The following is a 16,652-nucleotide window of genomic DNA, read 5'->3' as shown; positions in this document are numbered from 1 at the left end:
ATAAATCAATGAAAACAAGTATTAAAGAATATTTACAAGAGCATGACAAAGCCCAGATCAATGATCTGGCAGCAGCTCTAGGAAAGGAAGGGTCTAAGGATTTCCGTGACTTGGTCAAAACCATCTCTCTGATGGAACGCCGTCATGAGTTGAAATTCGAGGATGATGGCTCTCTTCGTTTGGCTCAAAAGAAGGCCCCAGCCATTACCCTCAAGGGGATCTTTCATGCCCATAAAAATGGCTTTGGCTTTGTCAGTTTAGAAGGCGAAGAAGAGGACCTCTTTGTTGGTCGAAATGATGTCAACCACGCCATCGATGGGGATACTGTTGAGATCGTCATTACTAAGGTAGCAGACCGAAACAAAGGAACGGCAGCAGAAGCTAAGATTATTGATGTCTTGGATCATAGCGTCAAAACGGTTGTTGGACAAATTGTTCTGGATGAGGAAAAGCCCAAATATGCCGGCTACATTCGTTCGAAAAATCAAAAAATCAGCCAGCTGATCTATGTGAAGAAGCCAGCCATCCAATTGGAAGGTACCGAAATCCTCAAGGTCGAAATTGATCAATACCCGAGCCGCAAGCACAATTATTTTGTGGCAACTGTGCGGGATGTGGTCGGTCATGTGACAGATCCTGGAATCGATGTCTTGGAAGTGCTAGAATCCATGGATATCGTCTCAGAATTTCCAGAAGAAGTGCTGAAAGAGGCTGAGCAGGTTCCAGATGCACCGTCTGCAAAGGATTTAGAGGGGCGGTTGGATCTGCGAGAGGAGATTACCTTTACGATCGACGGAGCGGATGCCAAAGACTTGGACGATGCGGTCCATATCAAGCCACTCAAGAACGGCAATTTTGAGCTGGGGGTTCACATCGCAGATGTCTCTTATTACGTTACAGAAGGCTCAGCACTTGATAAGGAAGCTCTAAATCGTGCAACTTCTGTCTATGTGACCGACCGAGTAGTACCCATGCTTCCAGAACGCTTGTCCAATGGGATCTGTTCTTTAAATCCAAATGTGGACCGCCTGACCCAGTCTGCCATCATGGAGATTGATCCCCATGGAAAGGTCATCAAGCACATCATTACCCAAACTGTCATCAATACGACCTTCCGAATGACCTATAGTGACGTCAATGATATCTTAGCAGGCGACGAAGAAAAGGCTCAAGAGTTTAAGAAAATTGTCCCAAGTATTCATCAAATGGCCACCCTGCATGGTATTCTAGAAAGCATGCGGATTCGCCGAGGAGCCCTCAATTTTGATACCAATGAGGCTAAAATCCTAGTCAATAAAGAAGGAAAACCGGTCGACATTGTCCTCCGTCAAAGAGGAATTGCGGAACGGATGATTGAGTCCTTTATGTTGATTGCCAATGAAACGGTAGCGGAACACTTTACGCGAATGAAACTGCCGTTCATCTACCGGATCCACGAAGATCCAAAGGCAGAAAAAGTACAGAAGTTTATTGACTATGCTTCTAGCTTTGGGATTCAGATCTACGGAACGGCTAGTGACATGAGCCAAGAAGCCCTGCAAGAAATTATGCGCAAGGTTGAAGGAGAACCTTATGCGGATGTCCTTTCGATGATGTTGTTGCGCTCGATGCAACAGGCCCGTTATTCAGAGCACAACCATGGCCACTATGGGCTTGCTGCGGAATATTATACCCACTTTACTAGTCCCATTCGCCGGTATCCGGACCTGATGGTTCATCGAATGGTGCGCGAATACGGTAAATCCCAAGAAGTGGCAGAACACTTTGAACAAGTCCTTCCAGACATTGCCAGCCAATCCTCTAGTCGAGAGCGCCGGGCTATTGATGCCGAGCGTGAAGTAGAAGCTATGAAGAAGGCTGAATACATGGAAGACTATGTTGGGGAAGAGTACGATGCCGTGGTTTCCAGTGTAGTGAAATTTGGCCTCTTTGTGGAGCTACCCAATACGGTCGAAGGTTTGATCCATATTACCAATCTTCCTGAATACTACCATTTTAACGAACGAGATCTAACCCTTCGCGGGGAGAAATCGGGAGTGACTTTCCGTGTTGGTCAGCAAATCCGGATCAAGGTCGAAAGAGCTGACAAGATGACCGGAGAGATTGATTTCTCTTATATTCCAAGTGAATGGGATATCGTCGAAAAAGGCCTCAAGGCTAAAGGACGTGACCAAGATGGCAATCGCCGGGATCGCAGACGCAAAGACAAAAAAGTTTCTAAGGGTTCAACCGTTAGAAGAGATGACAAACGGAAAGATTCTTCATCTAAATCCAAAAAGAAAAAAGGGAAGAAACCATTTTACAAGGAAGTAGCAAAGAAAGGAGCCAAACATGGCAAAGGGCGAAGGAAAGGTAGTCGCGCAAAATAAAAAGGCGAGACATGACTACACCATCGTGGATACGATTGAAGCAGGGATGGTGCTGACGGGGACAGAGATCAAAAGTGTCCGTGCGGCACGCATTAACTTGAAAGATGGCTTTGCACAAGTAAAAAATGGCGAAGTTTGGCTTAGCAATGTCCACATTGCCCCTTATGAGGAAGGCAATATCTGGAACCAAGACCCAGACCGTCGTCGCAAGCTCCTTCTTCATAAAAAGCAAATCCAAAAGCTGGACCAAGACACCAAAGGGACCGGAATGACCTTGGTGCCTTTGAAGGTCTATCTCAAGGACGGCTATGCCAAATTGCTTTTGGGACTCGCTAAAGGGAAACATGATTATGACAAGCGTGAATCCATCAAGCGTCGGGAACAAAACCGGGACATCGCACGGGTCATGAAACAATACAATACACGTTAAAGAAAAAGACAGTTTTGAAACTTGTTTCAGAATTGCTTTTTTCTCGGAGAGGGGCCTTTTTTCTAACTTGTAAAAAGGGGTTTTTTCCTGTATGATAAGGGTACTGAAAGAATAAGGAGAAGCCACATGACACAAAAATTGATCGCTTACAAGCGCATGCCTATCTGGACCAAGGATACTATGCCAGAAGCTCTTCAAAGAAAGCACAATACCAAGGTAGGAACCTGGGGGAAGATTACGGTTCTAAAAGGTCAGTTAAGATTTATTGAATTGACAGCAGAGGGAGAAGAAATCGCGAGCCACCTTTTTGAAGCAGGAGCAGAGAACCCCATGGCCGAGCCCCAGGCCTGGCACCGTGTCGAAGCAGCGACTGATGATGTGGAGTGGTACTTGGAATTTTACTGTGAGCCAAAAGACTATTTTCCTAAAAAGTACAATACCAACCCTGTCCATTCAGAGGTGCTAGAAGCAGTGGGAATTGTCCCAGCTGGAAAAGCGCTGGATCTAGGATGTGGGCAAGGACGCAATGCTCTCTTTTTGGCCCAACATGGCTTTGATGTGACAGCAGTAGATCAAAATGAATTGGCTCTTGAGATCTTACAAAGTATTGTCGCTGAGGAAGATATGGACATGCCAGTAGGACTTTATGATATCAATGCTGCTGCACTCACCCAAAACTATGATTTCATCGTGTCAACTGTGGTCCTTATGTTTTTAGAGGCAGAGCGGATCCCAGTGATCATTCGCAATATGCAAGAGCATACCAACCCAGGTGGCTACAATCTCATTGTCTGTGCCATGGATACTGAAGATTATCCTTGTCAGATGCCCTTCTCGTTTACCTTTAAAGAAGGAGAATTGGCGGAGTATTACAAGGATTGGGAATTGGTCAAATACAATGAAAATCCTGGCCACCTCCATCGTCGAGATGAGAATGGAAATCGAATTCAACTTCGATTTGCAACCATGTTAGCAAAGAAAAAATAAAGAAAAAGCAGGATGTTAGGATCCTGCCTTCAGATTGAAGACAAAGTCATATAAAAAACCTTCCTTAGGTGAGTACGGACGTCAGCGAACTTCTTCGAAGTTCCAAGACTTAGTTTTGAGCCTAGGGTCTCAAAACTCCCGAGTGCCTGAAAGGTTATTGTTTCAGGCACTTTTCTCACAGCGGAAAGTTTCGGTATTTTCTTGAATCGATTTAAAAATTGGAATTCATTTTTATTTTTTTTTGCAAAATCGCTTAACTTATTTTACTTTAAAGTAGTTTGTCTACATTCTAAAAGCAGGATGTTAGGATCCTGCCTTTTTGCTTCCTTACAAACAAGTTGAATAAGGTGATCAGATCTTTTTTCATTTGCCAAAAGAAAAACCTTCTCCAGAAGGATAGGAAAAGGTTGGGGGACTTAGTTCCAGCTAGCAAAGTCGCAGACACTGAGAATGATCGTTCCAATTTCAATGGGGTCCTCTTTCGCACCCGATTCTAACCAGGTAACAATTACAGATTCGATCGTAGCGATGAAAATTTCTAGACCATACTTGTATGGAACTTGAAAGTCTGAAATGATGTGTTCTTTAGCGTGGGGAGTATCGTCCAGTGCATGAAGGGTAAAACTTCTTACCAATTTACTAAAGTCCGAGCAACAGGATTGTGACAATGCATATATAAAATCATAATTCTCTTTAATAGCGGTCAACACATTGAGAAAGTTTACCTTGACAGGACTTCCTTCAACGAAGAGGCTATCCAATTCTTGCATCATATCCATTTTCATTTGCTCAAACATGTCGTATTTATCGACATAATGCAGATAGAAGGTCCCGCGGTTAATTCCAGCGGTTTCGGTTAATTGTCGAATAGTGATGCTGTCAAAAGGTTGTTGTAAGAGCAGTTTCGAGAGTGCATTCCGTAAGTCTGACTTGGTTGTTGTTTGTCTTTGGCGTACCATATGTTTCTTTCTATAGTTGTATCAATCTGTTTCTATTTATTTGATGTTGAAATAATTTATAGGTTAAATAATTTCACGACACTAACAAATAGCATTATACTCCAAAAATATAAATTAGACAATAATTCTCGTTTTTGTACAGATAACGAAAAGTGTACAAAAATTTTACAAATTTATGAATGACGGGCACTGACAAGATTTTGTGAAAACCTCACAATAATTAGTGATTTAAATTAATTCCCTCCTAAAAAAATGGTCAGGAAATTTTTAGGAAAAGGAGGAACAAGATAGAGTGACGAACAAAAAACCAGCACGATTTAAGTGCTGGTTTCTTTATTTGATAAAAGTCGTCACAATCAAATTGAAATTTAAGATGGTTAAGACAATCGCAACGAGATAGCCTAAGAAGGTATTCCATTTCGCATTGACATGCTCTCCCATGATTTCCTTGTTGGAGGTGAAATAAACCAGAGGGAAGATGGAGAAAGGAAGGGCCACTGATAGGAAGACTTGAGAATATACCAGAAGGTCATCGAGGACATGTTCTTGGTCACCGAATAAAATTGCGACAATGATAACGGGAAGAAGGGCAATGATCCGAGTCATGAGACGCACCACCCATTGTGGTAGTCTGAATCGCAAGAAACCTTCCATAACAATTTGACCGGTTAGGGTCCCAGTAATGGTTGAATTTTGACCACTAGCTAACAAAGCGATGGCAAAGAGGGTGGACAAGAAAGGACTAGCGATGGCACCAGCAATATGGTTATCCTTGAGGGCATTGTACATGCTAGAGAAAGCACCGATCTTATCCCCGTGACCGAAGAAGAGGGCCGCTCCAAGAATCAAGAGGAGGGAGTTGACGACGAAGGCCAAACTCAATTCAATATTTGAATCCCAGGTCATAAAGCGCACTGCCCGTTTGATATCTGCTGGATCTTTGTAGTCCACCTTTCGCGTTTGCGAAATGGAAGAGTGGAGGTAGAGGTTGTGGGGCATTACGGTTGCCCCGATGATTCCAAGCGCCAAGGTTAAGGCTTCATTTCCTTTTGGAAGCCCAATTCCTAACACCTCTTTTTGAGGCAGGAAGCCAGCGAAGATTCCTCCGATATCTGGTTTCGATAGGAATACCAGATAGCCAAAAATTGCAAGGATCGTGAGGATCAAGGTTGATACGATGGCCTCGATCTTTCGAAATCCTAGATGCATGAGCCCTAGTAATAGGAAGACATCAAAGATAGTGATCAGGATAGAAAAGAGCAAGGGCCAGCCAAAAAGAAGGTGGAGGGCAATCCCTGATCCGATGACTTCTGCTAAATCTGTCGCCATCAAGGCAAGTTCAATCACAATCCAAAGGGTATAGCGAAGCCATTTTGGTAAATGATGGGCGGTTGTTTGGGCCAGATCCTTACGATGGACAATCCCTAATTTTCCAGCCATTTGTTGCAACTGCATGGCGATTAAAGACGAGAGAAGAACTACTGATAAGAGGAGGTAGCGGTATTGGGCTCCTCCGACGACACTCGTAATCCAGTTTCCCGGATCCATATAGCCGACAGCTACTAGACTTCCTGGTCCTGAAAAGAGCAGAAGGGTCTTCCAAAAAGGGATCCCTTTTGGCACGTCAATAGATTGGTTGATTTCTTGAAGTGATTTCCTTTCAAACTGTTGTAAACTCACAATGAGCCTTCTTTCTAAGAATAAATCAAATTTGTCTCTAATTATAGCATAAAATTTATAATAGTTCATGATAATTTAGGATAACCTTGTTTTCTACTACCTCGATTTCTTTGTAATCTATCAGAAAAGGACTATAATATAGATAGGAAGTAGGAGGGAGGAGAGGAAATGGCCTACATCGAAATGCAGCACTGTTACAAGCGTTATACGAGTGGAGAGACAGAGATTTTCGCTAACCGGGATGTTTCCTTTGAGATTGAAAAAGGCGAGTTGGTCATTATTTTGGGAGCATCAGGAGCTGGAAAATCAACGGTTCTCAATATCTTAGGGGGGATGGACACCAATGACGAGGGTCAGGTTCTGATTGATGGAGTGGATATTGCAAAACTCAATGCTCATCAACGGACCAATTATCGACGAGATGATGTTGGTTTTGTCTTTCAATTTTATAATCTGGTCCCTAATTTGACAGCTAAGGAGAATGTTGAGTTGGCTTCAGAAATTGTTTCTGATGCTCTAGATCCGGAAGCTGTTTTAAAAGAAGTAGGACTTGGCAAACGTCTTCATAATTTTCCTGCTCAATTGTCAGGCGGCGAGCAACAACGGGTGGCGATCGCTCGGGCAGTGGCGAAAAATCCTAAAATCCTCCTTTGTGATGAGCCGACGGGAGCCTTGGATTACCAGACGGGTAAGCAAGTATTGGGGATTTTACAGGATATGTCTCGAAAAAAGGGAGCGACGGTCATCATCGTAACCCATAATGGTGCCCTAGCTCCGATTGCAGACCGTGTGATTCGCATGCATGATGCCAAGGTCAAGTCGGTAGAAATCAATGAGCTTCCTCAAGATATTGCTACACTAGAATATTAGAAGAGGTGGTAGCATGAAACGAAAAGTCTATTGGAAGGATCTATTTGGTTCTTTTACACATTCAAAAGGACGTTTTCTCTCCATCTTAACCTTGATGTTATTGGGAAGCTTGGCCTTGGTTGGCTTAAAGGTGACCACTCCAAATATGCACCGAACGGCTAACCGGTTTATTCAGCAACAAAAGATGCTAGATCTTGCTGTCATGGGGGACTTGGGATTAGACCAGGAAGACCAAGAGGAGCTTTTAGGAGTCAAAGGGGCGCGTGTCGAATTTGGTTCACTGCTGGATTTGACAGTGAAAGGAACAGGAGAGGCGATTCGACTTTTTTCTGCCCCAAAAAGTCTTTCTTCCTTTCGTGTGACCAAGGGGCGCCTGCCCCAAAAAGAAGGGGAACTGGCCCTAGCAAGTTTTTGGGAGGATCGCTATCAGATAGGGGATACCCTCACACTTGAAGAAAAGTCTGGAACTCGCTCTAGTTTAAAGCGAAAGCAATTCACCATTGTTGGCTTTGTTCAATCCTCTGAGATGTGGTCTCAAAAGAATTTAGGCACTGCCATGAGTGGCAGTGGAAATCTAGATGCCTATGCACTAGTTTCAAAAGAGGTCTTTACGACTAAACTTCCCGCGATGGCTCGGATCCAGTTTGATGATCTGAAGTCTTTAGATTCTTTTTCGCAAGTCTACCAAAAAGGGCTCAAAGCTCATCAAGAAGAGTTAGAAAAACTTCTGAAAGACAATGGAAAGGCCCGCTATCAAAGACTCAAGCAGGAGGCGGATGGGCAGATTCAAAAAGGCCAGAAAGAACTCAGTCGTGCCGAGGAAACACTCCAGTCAGCTAAAAATCAGATCGATCAGGCTCAAAAACAATTAGACTTGCAGGAGGCCCAGTTCAAGAAATTAGCTCCATTTCTGCCAGCTAAAGAGCAAGTAGCTAGTCAAGAAAAGCTCCATCAAGCCAAAGAACAAATTGATCAGAAAAAGAAGGACTGGACTGCAGGTGAAACGGAGCTCGCAAAAAAAGAGGAGGAGCTGAAAAAAGCGCAAAGGGAGCGAGATCAGCTGGAAATTCCAACTTATCATGTCTATGACCGCAAGACCATGCCAGGTGGACAAGGTTACTTGATGTATAGCAATGCCAGTAGTAGTATCTCTGCTGTCGGAAATATTTTTCCAGTCGTTCTTTATCTGGTAGCTGCCATGGTGACCTTTACCACGATGACCCGCTTTGTCGATGAAGAGCGAACCAATGCAGGTATTTTTAAGGCGCTGGGCTATCGTACCAGGGACATCATTCTCAAATTTGTCCTCTATGGATTCTTTGCAGGGACGATCGGGACCCTACTAGGAACCCTGCTGGGCCATTATTTCCTATCGGGGATCATTTCCAACATTATTACGCAAGGGATGGTGATTGGAGAGAGCAGAGAGTATTTTTATGGGGATATGACTCTGATTGCGCTCGGACTGTCTTTCGTCGCGAGTGTGCTTCCGGCTTACTGGGTTTCGCGTAAGGAATTAAAAGAAGAAGCCAATCTGTTATTACTGCCCAAACCACCGGTATCTGGTTCGAAGATTTTCCTGGAGCGTCTCCAGTTTATTTGGAAGCGTCTGAGTTTCACCCACAAGGTCACTGCTCGTAATCTCTTTCGTTACAAACAACGGATGCTGATGACCATATTTGGAGTGGCAGGTTCTGTTGCTCTTCTCTTCGCAGGGCTAGGGATTCAATCTTCTGTAGGAGGGGTTCCCAAACGCCAATTTCAAGAGATCCTATCTTATGAGTTGATTGTAGCCAAAAAAACGAATGCATCAAGCCAAGAAAGCAAGGAACTAACCAATCGTCTGGAAAAATCAGATATCAAAGATTATCGACCGATCTATAGTAAGGTCATTGAAGCATCTTTAAAGGGTGGACGCGACAAGCAGACCATTACGATGATGGTTACAAATCGTGCAGATTTTTCTCCCTTTGTCAGCTTGCGTTCTCTCAAGCAAGGAGAGCCCTTGTCTTTCAAGAAAGGGGTTATCATCAGTAGTAAACTAGCACAACTAGCCCGGGTTACAGTCGGTGATCGACTGACCTTAGATGGCCATACTTTTACGGTAGCAGGAATCACTGAAAATTATGTAGGCCATTTTGTCTATATGGATCAGGCAAGTTACCAAAAAATCTACGGAAAGCGGACTTCAGCAAATAGCTATTTGCTGCAGTTGAAAAATCCTTCTACACGACAAGTGCAGGCTGTTAGTCGGGATATGATGAATCTTGCAGCTGTGAAGGCGGTTCGTCAGAACGCTTCGATGATTTCCCTCTTTAACTCAGTTGCCAAATCTTTGGACACCACTATGATGATTCTAGTAGTCGTATCGATCTTGCTAGCTATCGTGATCTTGTATAATTTAACCAATATCAATGTGGCAGAGCGGATCCGTGAATTATCGACCATTAAGGTCTTAGGATTCCATAATAAGGAAGTGACGCTCTATATTTACCGCGAAACCATCTTATTGTCTATCATAGGGATCCTCATGGGATTAGTGGGTGGTTATTATCTTCATCAATTCCTCATTGCAATGATTGCACCAGATGCCATTCTCTTTTACCCTAAAGTGGGACTTAGCGTTTTTCTCTTTCCTGTCGGAGGAATGCTCCTTCTCTTGCTCCTGTTAGGAATTTATGTTGACCATTATCTCCGAAAAGTAGACATGCTCGAAGCTCTCAAATCAGTAGACTAAGATACAAAGAGTTGGAGGCGTGTTCGTTTATAAGATACAAAGCCCGTGGCTGATATCGTCCAATAAAGATCTCTATCCTTATTTTTCATTTCTGGTAGCATGGAATGTTCATAAAACTTTCACCTTTGGGTGGAAGTTTTTCTTCTCTTTGTTATAATGGAGAGAAGGAGAAGATCATGACTAAAATTGCTTTACTTTCAGATATTCATGGAAATACGACAGCATTGGAAGCTGTCCTAGAGGATAGTCGAAAAGCCAAGGTGGATGAATATTGGCTCTTGGGAGATAGTTTGATGCCGGGGACAGGGAGACGGGCCCTCTTGGAGCTGTTAGAGGAGCTACCGATTACGGTCAAAGTCCTTGGAAACTGGGAAGATAGTCTTTGGCGGGCTATGAGGGGGATGTTGGATGAGACCAGACCCAGTCATCGCTACCTCATGCGCCAGTGTCAATATATTCTTGAAGAAATCACGCCCCAGGAAATTGAAGACATGCAGAAAATGCCCATGCAGGTCCATAGAGAAATCGCAGGTTTAAAGATCGGCATTACCCACCACTTACCTGATAAGAATTGGGGTCGCGAATTGATCCACATTGGTGAGCAGAAGGATTTTGATCGCTTGGTGACAAACCCGTCTTGTGATATTGCAGTCTACGGACACATTCACCAGCAGTTTTTCCGCTACGGGACAGGAGGAGAACTGATTATCAATCCTGGATCGATCGGTCAACCTTTCTTTTTGGAAAAGAATCTTCGCAAGGACCTTCGGGCCATGTATGCCATTCTCGAATTTGATCAAATGGGGCTAAAAGATGTCGATTTTAGACGGGTGGACTATGATGTCCAAAAAGAACTGCAACTGGCAAAAGACCTCCATCTTCCTTATTACCAAGTATATTATGAAAGTTTGGTCAATGGCATTCATCATACCCACAATCATGAGCTCCTTCATGAAATTGAGCAGAGAGAAGGTCATGATCGAGAAATCGATGCTTGGCTAGAGGACTTCTTCCAATAGTGTAACTGTTGACATTACAACTGAAAAGAGTATAATAGGAATAACGAAAGTCGTCCCTTGACGGTTGTTCAATAGACTCTACCTTCAAAAACGGGTAGAAAGGAGTGAAGTTATGCAAATTTCGAGTCGCTTTACCATTGGGACTCATGTCTTGATCATGATTGCTCTACAAGGAGAGAAAACAAAAGTAACCAGTGATTTTTTGGCAGGAAGTGTCGGCGTGAACCCTGTTATTATTCGAAAGACCTTGTCTCAGTTGAAGAAAGCTGGATTGATTCATGTAGCGCGTGGGACAGGCGGAGCTGAGCTCGCAAAAGCAGCCGATGAGATCAGCCTGCTGGATATCTATCAAGCAGTAGAATGCTTAGGTTCGACAGGTCAATTATTTGGTTTTCATGACAATCCGAATCCAGCCTGCCCAATTGGCCACAATATCCATAATGTTTTAGATGGAAAGCTTGAGGACATTCAGACTGCTATGGAAAAAGAAATGTCCCAAACCACTTTAAAAGACGTCGTAGAAGATACGCAGAAAAGAATGAAACTCGAATCGGTTTCATAAGAAAAAAGAGAGTGGGACAGAAATCGGTAATTCGTTAGAATTCGATTTCGTCGTCCCACCTCCGCACAGTTGAGTAGGGCTGTAAAAGCTGATGAAATCAGCGTAGTAGAGCCCACTCAACCACTGCGTCTTGCTCGACAATCCAAAGATAATTAAGAGGCTAGGACTTTTGTCCCAGCCTCATTTTTTATAGTTATTAACGAAACAAGATGTTTGTTATATATTGAAACGACTAAAGGATTAGTCAAAGTAAAGTAAGTCTTTGCTGGTTTCAGTGAAGAGTCCAAATCCGTCTTTTGTGACGTACCCACAATCTTCGATACGAACACCGACTTTACCTGGAATATAGATTCCTGGTTCGACTGAGAAGCACATGCCTTCTTCAAGCACCATGTCATTTCCTTCCATAATAGAAGGGAATTCATGCACGTCCATTCCGATACCGTGTCCGAGGCGGTGGTTGAAGTACTCACCATAGCCAGCTTTTTCAATGACGCTCCGTGCAGCACGGTCGACGTCGTGTGCTGTTACACCTGGTTTGATCATGTCAATGGCTGCTTGTTGAGCTTCTAACGTCAAGTGGTAGATTTCTTTTTTGAAATCATCCGGTTTCCCAACAGCAACAGTTCGAGTCATATCAGACGCATAACCATTCACCATACAGCCAAGGTCAAATAGCAAGAGAGCATCGTTTTCGACTTTGTTGCTTCCAGGAATTCCGTGTGGGTTAGCTGCATTATTTCCAGTCAAGACCATGGTTTCAAAGCTCATTTCATAACCCAAGCGTTTGATACCAAAGTCGATTTCTGCTACGATATCAGTTTCAGTTTTATCTAGTGAGATGGCGTCGAATCCCATATTGACAGCCTTATCTGCATATTGACCAGCCACCAACATTTTTTGGATCTCATCAGCAGATTTGATCAAGCGCATCCGGTTAATCCGTGGTGTCAAGTTGGTGAATTGAGCCTTTTCAAAGACAGTACGCAAGCCATTGTATTTGGTCAGGATCAAGTTATCATATTCAAGTGCAACGGTTTTAGCATCTGGTTTTGCGATAGCCCCTTTAATCTTTTCCCAAGGGTTTTCAGAATCCACATAGCCAACCACTTGGAAATCGACAACTGCAGTCGCCCGTTCCACTTCAAGGGCAGGAACGAAGAGAAGTGGTTCGTGGTCTGTGTAAACGAACAAGAAGAGTTGACGTTCGTGGGGATCACTGTAAAATCCAGTTAGGTAATTGATGGTGACAGGATCGGATACAACAGCGACATCTGTTTTTTCAGTTTCAAGAAAATCGACGATTTGATCTAATTTAGACATAATGCTACCTTCTTTCTATGGATCTATTTTGTCAAATTTTCCCCAAAAAAGCAAGAGTTTACAAAATTTTACCAAAATACTTGAAAGTGTTTACAATCCATGATAAAATAGGATTAATTAGAGAGTGAAAACGAAATTTTCAATAATGAAAGGAAATCTTATGAATACAGACGATACAGTAACGATTTATGATGTCGCCCGTGAAGCAGGGGTTTCAATGGCAACCGTTAGTCGTGTAGTGAATGGAAATAAGAACGTTAAAGAAAATACACGTAAAAAAGTATTAGAAGTGATCGAACGCTTGGATTACCGTCCAAATGCTGTTGCACGTGGTCTTGCCAGCAAGAAAACCACAACAGTCGGTGTTGTGATTCCAAACATTACCAACAGCTATTTCTCTACCTTGGCTAAGGGGATCGATGACATTGCTGAAATGTACAAGTACAACATCGTCCTTGCAAATAGCGATGAAGACGATGACAAAGAAGTTTCAGTAGTAAACAACCTCTTTTCAAAACAAGTGGATGGGATCATTTTCATGGGCTATCATTTGACAGAAAAGATTCGCTCAGAATTTTCACGCTCTCGGACGCCAGTTGTCCTTGCTGGGACAGTGGATGTTGAACACCAATTACCAAGTGTCAATATTGACTACAAGCAAGCAACCGTTGATGCTGTTACACAGTTGGCAAAACACAACAAGAAAATTGCTTTTGTAAGTGGCCCATTGGTGGATGATATCAATGGAAAAATTCGTTTGACAGGCTACAAAGAAGCTTTGAAAGCGAAAAAATTGAGCTATAGCGAAGGACTTGTGTTTGAATCCAAGTACCGTTACGATGAAGGTTACAACTTGGCAGAACGCATCATTGCGTCAAAAGCAACAGCTGCTTTTGTGACAGGTGATGAATTGGCTGCAGGTCTCTTGAACGGCTTGTCTGATCACGGTATCAAAGTACCAGAAGACTTTGAAATCATTACTAGTGATGATTCACAAGTAACACGTTACACGCGTCCAAATCTATCAACAATTGGGCAACCCTTGTATGACCTTGGTGCGATTAGTATGCGTATGTTGACCAAGATCATGCACAAAGAAGAGTTGGAAGAACGCGAAGTGTTGTTGTCTCATACGATCAACCAACGTGGAACGACGAAAAAATAAGGATTAGTAGACTAGAGTCTCGACTTGGGAAGACGTGTCTACTAGTCTGATAGGCTAGAACAAAACTGTTCTAGCCTCTTTTTTATACTAGAAACAGGTAGAGACTTGCTGGGCACTCTTTATTTCGGTATAATAGAAGGTATGAAAGTTTTACTGTATCTAGAAGGAAAATCCGTATTACAAAAATCAGGAATTGGTCGAGCCTTGCAGCACCAAATGCATGCGCTTGATTTGGCTGGGATTCCGTATACGACAGATATTTTAGGAGATTATGATGTGGTGCATATCAATACCTATGGCCCACGGAGTTTCCTTTTGCTCCATGCAGCAAAGCGTCGTGGAAAGAAAGTCATCATGCATGGCCATTCAACCCGTGAGGATTTTGAAAATTCCTTTATCGGGTCTAACTTTTTTGCGCCCTTATTTGGGAAATATTTGGCTCACATGTACCAAAAGGCAGACTATGTGATCACGCCATCTGAGTATTCCAAACACCTGATTCAGTCTTATGGGGTGACTACACCGATTATCGCGGTTTCCAATGGAATTGATTTGGAAAAATACAAGAAGGATCCGAAAAAAGAAGAGGTCTTCCGCAAGCATTTTAATATCCAAGAAGGCCAAAAGGTTGTCATCTGTGCGGGGCTTTATTTTAAACGCAAAGGGATTGAAGATTTCGTAGAAGTGGCCCGTCGCATGCCGGATGTGCGCTTTATTTGGCTAGGTTCGATCAACAAATGGATCATTCCGCGTAAGATTCGTCGTATCGTGGAAAAGGATCATCCGAGTAATGTGGAATTTCCTGGCTATTTCAAGGGAGCGGTCTTCCAAGGGGCTATGACGGGTTCAGATGCTTTCTTCTTCCCATCTTATGAGGAAACAGAAGGAATCGTTGTTTTAGAAGCCTTGGCCAGTCATCAGCACACGGTCTTGCGGGATATTCCAGTATACAATGGCTGGATCGACGAGACGTCTTCTGAATTGTGCCATAATGTAGACGAATTTGTGGATTCCTTAAACAAGGTCTTGAACGGTCAAGTAGATAAGCGGGAGGCGGGCTACAAGGTTGCTGAAAGTCGTTCGATCGACTTAGTGGCTTATCAATTGGTCGAAGCCTATCAAACAGTTTTGGAGATGTAAGATGCGTGTAGGGTTATTTACAGATACCTATTTCCCGCAAGTTTCGGGAGTGGCGACCAGTATTCGGACGCTCAAAACAGAATTAGAAAAATTGGGTCACACGGTCTTTATCTTTACGACAACGGATAAAGATGTCAACCGCTATGAAGATTGGCAGATCATTCGGATTCCAAGTGTGCCTTTCTTCGCCTTTAAGGACCGCCGCGTTGCTTATCGTGGCTTCTCAAAGGCGCTTGCCATTGCCAAGCAATACCAGCTGGATATTATCCATACCCAGACTGAGTTTTCACTGGGCCTTTTGGGAGTGTGGATTGGACGCGAGTTGCGGATTCCAGTCATTCATACCTACCATACCCAGTATGAGGACTATGTCCGCTATATTGCGAGAGGCATGGTCATTCGACCAAGTATGGTCAAATACATTGTGAGAAGTTATATGAATGATCTGGATGGCGTGATCTGTCCTAGTGAGATCGTTTATGACTTGCTCCAAAAATACAAGGTCAAGGCAGAAAAACGCATTATTCCGACAGGGATTGATTTGGCCAAGTTTGACCGACCGGAAATCACTCCGACAGAGACAGCTGCTCTTCGTGAAAAATATGAAGTCGCAGAAGATGAAACGCTTTTATTGAGCCTGTCGCGGGTTTCTTATGAAAAGAATATTCAGGCTGTTATCACGGCCCTTCCTGCTGTCCTCAAGGTCAATCAAAAAGTCAAGTTGATCGTGGCTGGAGATGGTCCTTATTTGGATGATTTGAAAAAACAAGCGGCGAAACTGGGAATTTCAGATGCAGTTGTCTTTACAGGGATGATCCCACCCAATGAGACAGCTCTCTACTATAAGGCGGCTGACTTCTTTATTTCAGCTTCAACGAGTGAGACACAAGGGTTGACCTATTTAGAGAGCATTGCGAGTGGCACCCCGATTATCGCTCATGGCAATCCTTATCTCGATCATGTAATTGATGACCCTATGTTTGGAAAGCTCTTTTATGAAGAGAGTGATCTGGCACAAGCGATTCTTGAAGCAATTGACGAAATGCCTGCAATCGATGAGACCAAGTGGGCAGAAAAGATTGATGATATTTCTGCAGCAACCTTTGGCCGTCGGGTCTACGAATTTTACCTGGATAAAATCATCTCGAAAGACTTTTCAAATGATTTGAATCCTGAACAAAGTCGGGTCAAGCGGATGTCTAAGACCATTGTGAAAATCCCGACCAAGGTGATTGCTCTTCCGGTCAATGGATCTGTGAAGATGATGAAGGCTTCGGTCAAACAAGTAAAGAAAATCCGTAAAATCACGCATTTCTTTGATTGAAAATGAAACTTTTTCTTGCAAAATTTTTCAATCGTGCTATAATAACTGACAGAGACATATCAAATCTAGGAAATCTGATAGAGAGCG

The 16,652-nt window shown here is 43.2% G+C and carries 13 protein-coding genes; 10 read left to right on the top strand and 3 right to left on the bottom strand.

Going from position 1 to position 16,652, the window contains the following annotated elements:
• Positions 1-8 precede the first annotated feature (8 nt).
• The 3 genes from rnr to tehB all read left to right on the top strand — a co-directional run bounded on the left by rnr (position 9) and on the right by tehB (position 3,786).
• Positions 9-2,369 carry a ribonuclease R gene (rnr, locus tag WKT08_RS02735; RefSeq protein WP_340279826.1) on the top strand — a complete coding sequence of 787 codons (2,361 nt, stop codon included), beginning with the start codon at positions 9-11 and terminating at the stop codon, positions 2,367-2,369.
• Entirely contained in the window at positions 2,332-2,799 is a 468-nt protein-coding gene (smpB, locus tag WKT08_RS02730; RefSeq protein WP_003005443.1) for an SsrA-binding protein SmpB, read from the top strand. The genes rnr and smpB overlap by 38 nt, the downstream gene beginning before the upstream one ends.
• Before the next feature lie 126 nt (positions 2,800-2,925).
• A complete protein-coding gene (gene tehB, locus WKT08_RS02725; protein ID WP_340279824.1) occupies positions 2,926-3,786 on the top strand; it encodes an SAM-dependent methyltransferase TehB in 861 nt (286 codons plus the stop codon).
• Positions 3,787-4,202: 416 nt separating this feature from the next.
• Here the strand turns inward: tehB and WKT08_RS02720 are convergent, their stop codons facing one another.
• Positions 4,203-4,745 (bottom strand): TetR/AcrR family transcriptional regulator, encoded by a 543-nt coding sequence (locus WKT08_RS02720; protein ID WP_031576432.1) that lies wholly within the window; start codon positions 4,743-4,745, stop codon positions 4,203-4,205.
• A 333-nt stretch (positions 4,746-5,078) separates the two neighbouring features.
• The gene (locus tag WKT08_RS02715) at positions 5,079-6,425 is read right to left on the bottom strand and encodes an Nramp family divalent metal transporter (protein ID WP_037608002.1); all 1,347 of its coding nucleotides are present in this window, start codon (positions 6,423-6,425) and stop codon (positions 5,079-5,081) included.
• Positions 6,426-6,593: 168 nt separating this feature from the next.
• On the opposite strand from WKT08_RS02715, the gene WKT08_RS02710 reads away from it, so the two are divergent.
• The 4 genes from WKT08_RS02710 (at position 6,594) to WKT08_RS02695 (ending at position 11,613) form a co-directional block, all read left to right on the top strand.
• The gene (locus tag WKT08_RS02710; protein WP_340279820.1) at positions 6,594-7,295 is read left to right on the top strand and encodes an ABC transporter ATP-binding protein; all 702 of its coding nucleotides are present in this window, start codon (positions 6,594-6,596) and stop codon (positions 7,293-7,295) included.
• A 13-nt stretch (positions 7,296-7,308) separates the two neighbouring features.
• The gene (locus WKT08_RS02705; protein ID WP_340279818.1) at positions 7,309-10,032 is read left to right on the top strand and encodes an FtsX-like permease family protein; all 2,724 of its coding nucleotides are present in this window, start codon (positions 7,309-7,311) and stop codon (positions 10,030-10,032) included.
• 176 nt (positions 10,033-10,208) lie between these two features.
• Positions 10,209-11,051, top strand: coding sequence for a metallophosphoesterase family protein (locus tag WKT08_RS02700; RefSeq protein WP_129824040.1), 843 nt, complete (start codon positions 10,209-10,211; stop codon positions 11,049-11,051).
• Positions 11,052-11,163: 112 nt separating this feature from the next.
• Positions 11,164-11,613 carry an Rrf2 family transcriptional regulator gene (locus tag WKT08_RS02695; protein WP_031576605.1) on the top strand — a complete coding sequence of 150 codons (450 nt, stop codon included), beginning with the start codon at positions 11,164-11,166 and terminating at the stop codon, positions 11,611-11,613.
• 240 nt (positions 11,614-11,853) lie between these two features.
• On the opposite strand, the gene WKT08_RS02690 is transcribed toward WKT08_RS02695, so the two are convergent.
• The gene (locus WKT08_RS02690; RefSeq protein WP_003005548.1) at positions 11,854-12,936 is read right to left on the bottom strand and encodes a M24 family metallopeptidase; all 1,083 of its coding nucleotides are present in this window, start codon (positions 12,934-12,936) and stop codon (positions 11,854-11,856) included.
• Between the two features lie 160 nt (positions 12,937-13,096).
• On the opposite strand from WKT08_RS02690, the gene ccpA reads away from it, so the two are divergent.
• The 3 genes from ccpA to WKT08_RS02675 all read left to right on the top strand — a co-directional run bounded on the left by ccpA (position 13,097) and on the right by WKT08_RS02675 (position 16,565).
• Complete coding sequence (gene ccpA, locus WKT08_RS02685) at positions 13,097-14,101, top strand: catabolite control protein A (protein ID WP_021153619.1); 1,005 nt, start codon at positions 13,097-13,099, stop codon at positions 14,099-14,101.
• Between the two features lie 141 nt (positions 14,102-14,242).
• Positions 14,243-15,241 (top strand): glycosyltransferase family 4 protein, encoded by a 999-nt coding sequence (locus tag WKT08_RS02680; RefSeq protein WP_003008161.1) that lies wholly within the window; start codon positions 14,243-14,245, stop codon positions 15,239-15,241.
• Position 15,242: 1 nt separating this feature from the next.
• A complete protein-coding gene (locus WKT08_RS02675) occupies positions 15,243-16,565 on the top strand; it encodes a glycosyltransferase family 4 protein (protein WP_340279812.1) in 1,323 nt (440 codons plus the stop codon).
• Positions 16,566-16,652 lie beyond the last annotated feature (87 nt).

Origin of the sequence: Streptococcus sp. HCA-5024, assembly GCF_037890265.1 — a bacterium.
GTDB lineage: Bacteria > Bacillota > Bacilli > Lactobacillales > Streptococcaceae > Streptococcus > Streptococcus lingualis.
Note: the sequence above shows the minus strand (reverse complement) of the source record. Positions and strands in the feature narration are given on the sequence as shown.

Bases quoted from the DNA above. Each gene is read 5' to 3' on its own strand.
- WKT08_RS02720 (WP_031576432.1), bottom strand. From the start codon at position 4,745: ATGGTACGCCAAAGACAAACAACAACCAAGTCAGACTTACGGAATGCA.
- WKT08_RS02675 (WP_340279812.1), top strand. From the start codon at position 15,243: ATGCGTGTAGGGTTATTTACAGATACCTATTTCCCGCAAGTTTCGGGA.
- ccpA (WP_021153619.1), top strand. From the start codon at position 13,097: ATGAATACAGACGATACAGTAACGATTTATGATGTCGCCCGTGAAGCA.
- WKT08_RS02705 (WP_340279818.1), top strand. From the start codon at position 7,309: ATGAAACGAAAAGTCTATTGGAAGGATCTATTTGGTTCTTTTACACAT.
- WKT08_RS02680 (WP_003008161.1), top strand. From the start codon at position 14,243: ATGAAAGTTTTACTGTATCTAGAAGGAAAATCCGTATTACAAAAATCA.
- WKT08_RS02695 (WP_031576605.1), top strand. From the start codon at position 11,164: ATGCAAATTTCGAGTCGCTTTACCATTGGGACTCATGTCTTGATCATG.
- WKT08_RS02700 (WP_129824040.1), top strand. From the start codon at position 10,209: ATGACTAAAATTGCTTTACTTTCAGATATTCATGGAAATACGACAGCA.
- smpB (WP_003005443.1), top strand. From the start codon at position 2,332: ATGGCAAAGGGCGAAGGAAAGGTAGTCGCGCAAAATAAAAAGGCGAGA.
- WKT08_RS02710 (WP_340279820.1), top strand. From the start codon at position 6,594: ATGGCCTACATCGAAATGCAGCACTGTTACAAGCGTTATACGAGTGGA.
- rnr (WP_340279826.1), top strand. From the start codon at position 9: ATGAAAACAAGTATTAAAGAATATTTACAAGAGCATGACAAAGCCCAG.
- WKT08_RS02690 (WP_003005548.1), bottom strand. From the start codon at position 12,936: ATGTCTAAATTAGATCAAATCGTCGATTTTCTTGAAACTGAAAAAACA.
- tehB (WP_340279824.1), top strand. From the start codon at position 2,926: ATGACACAAAAATTGATCGCTTACAAGCGCATGCCTATCTGGACCAAG.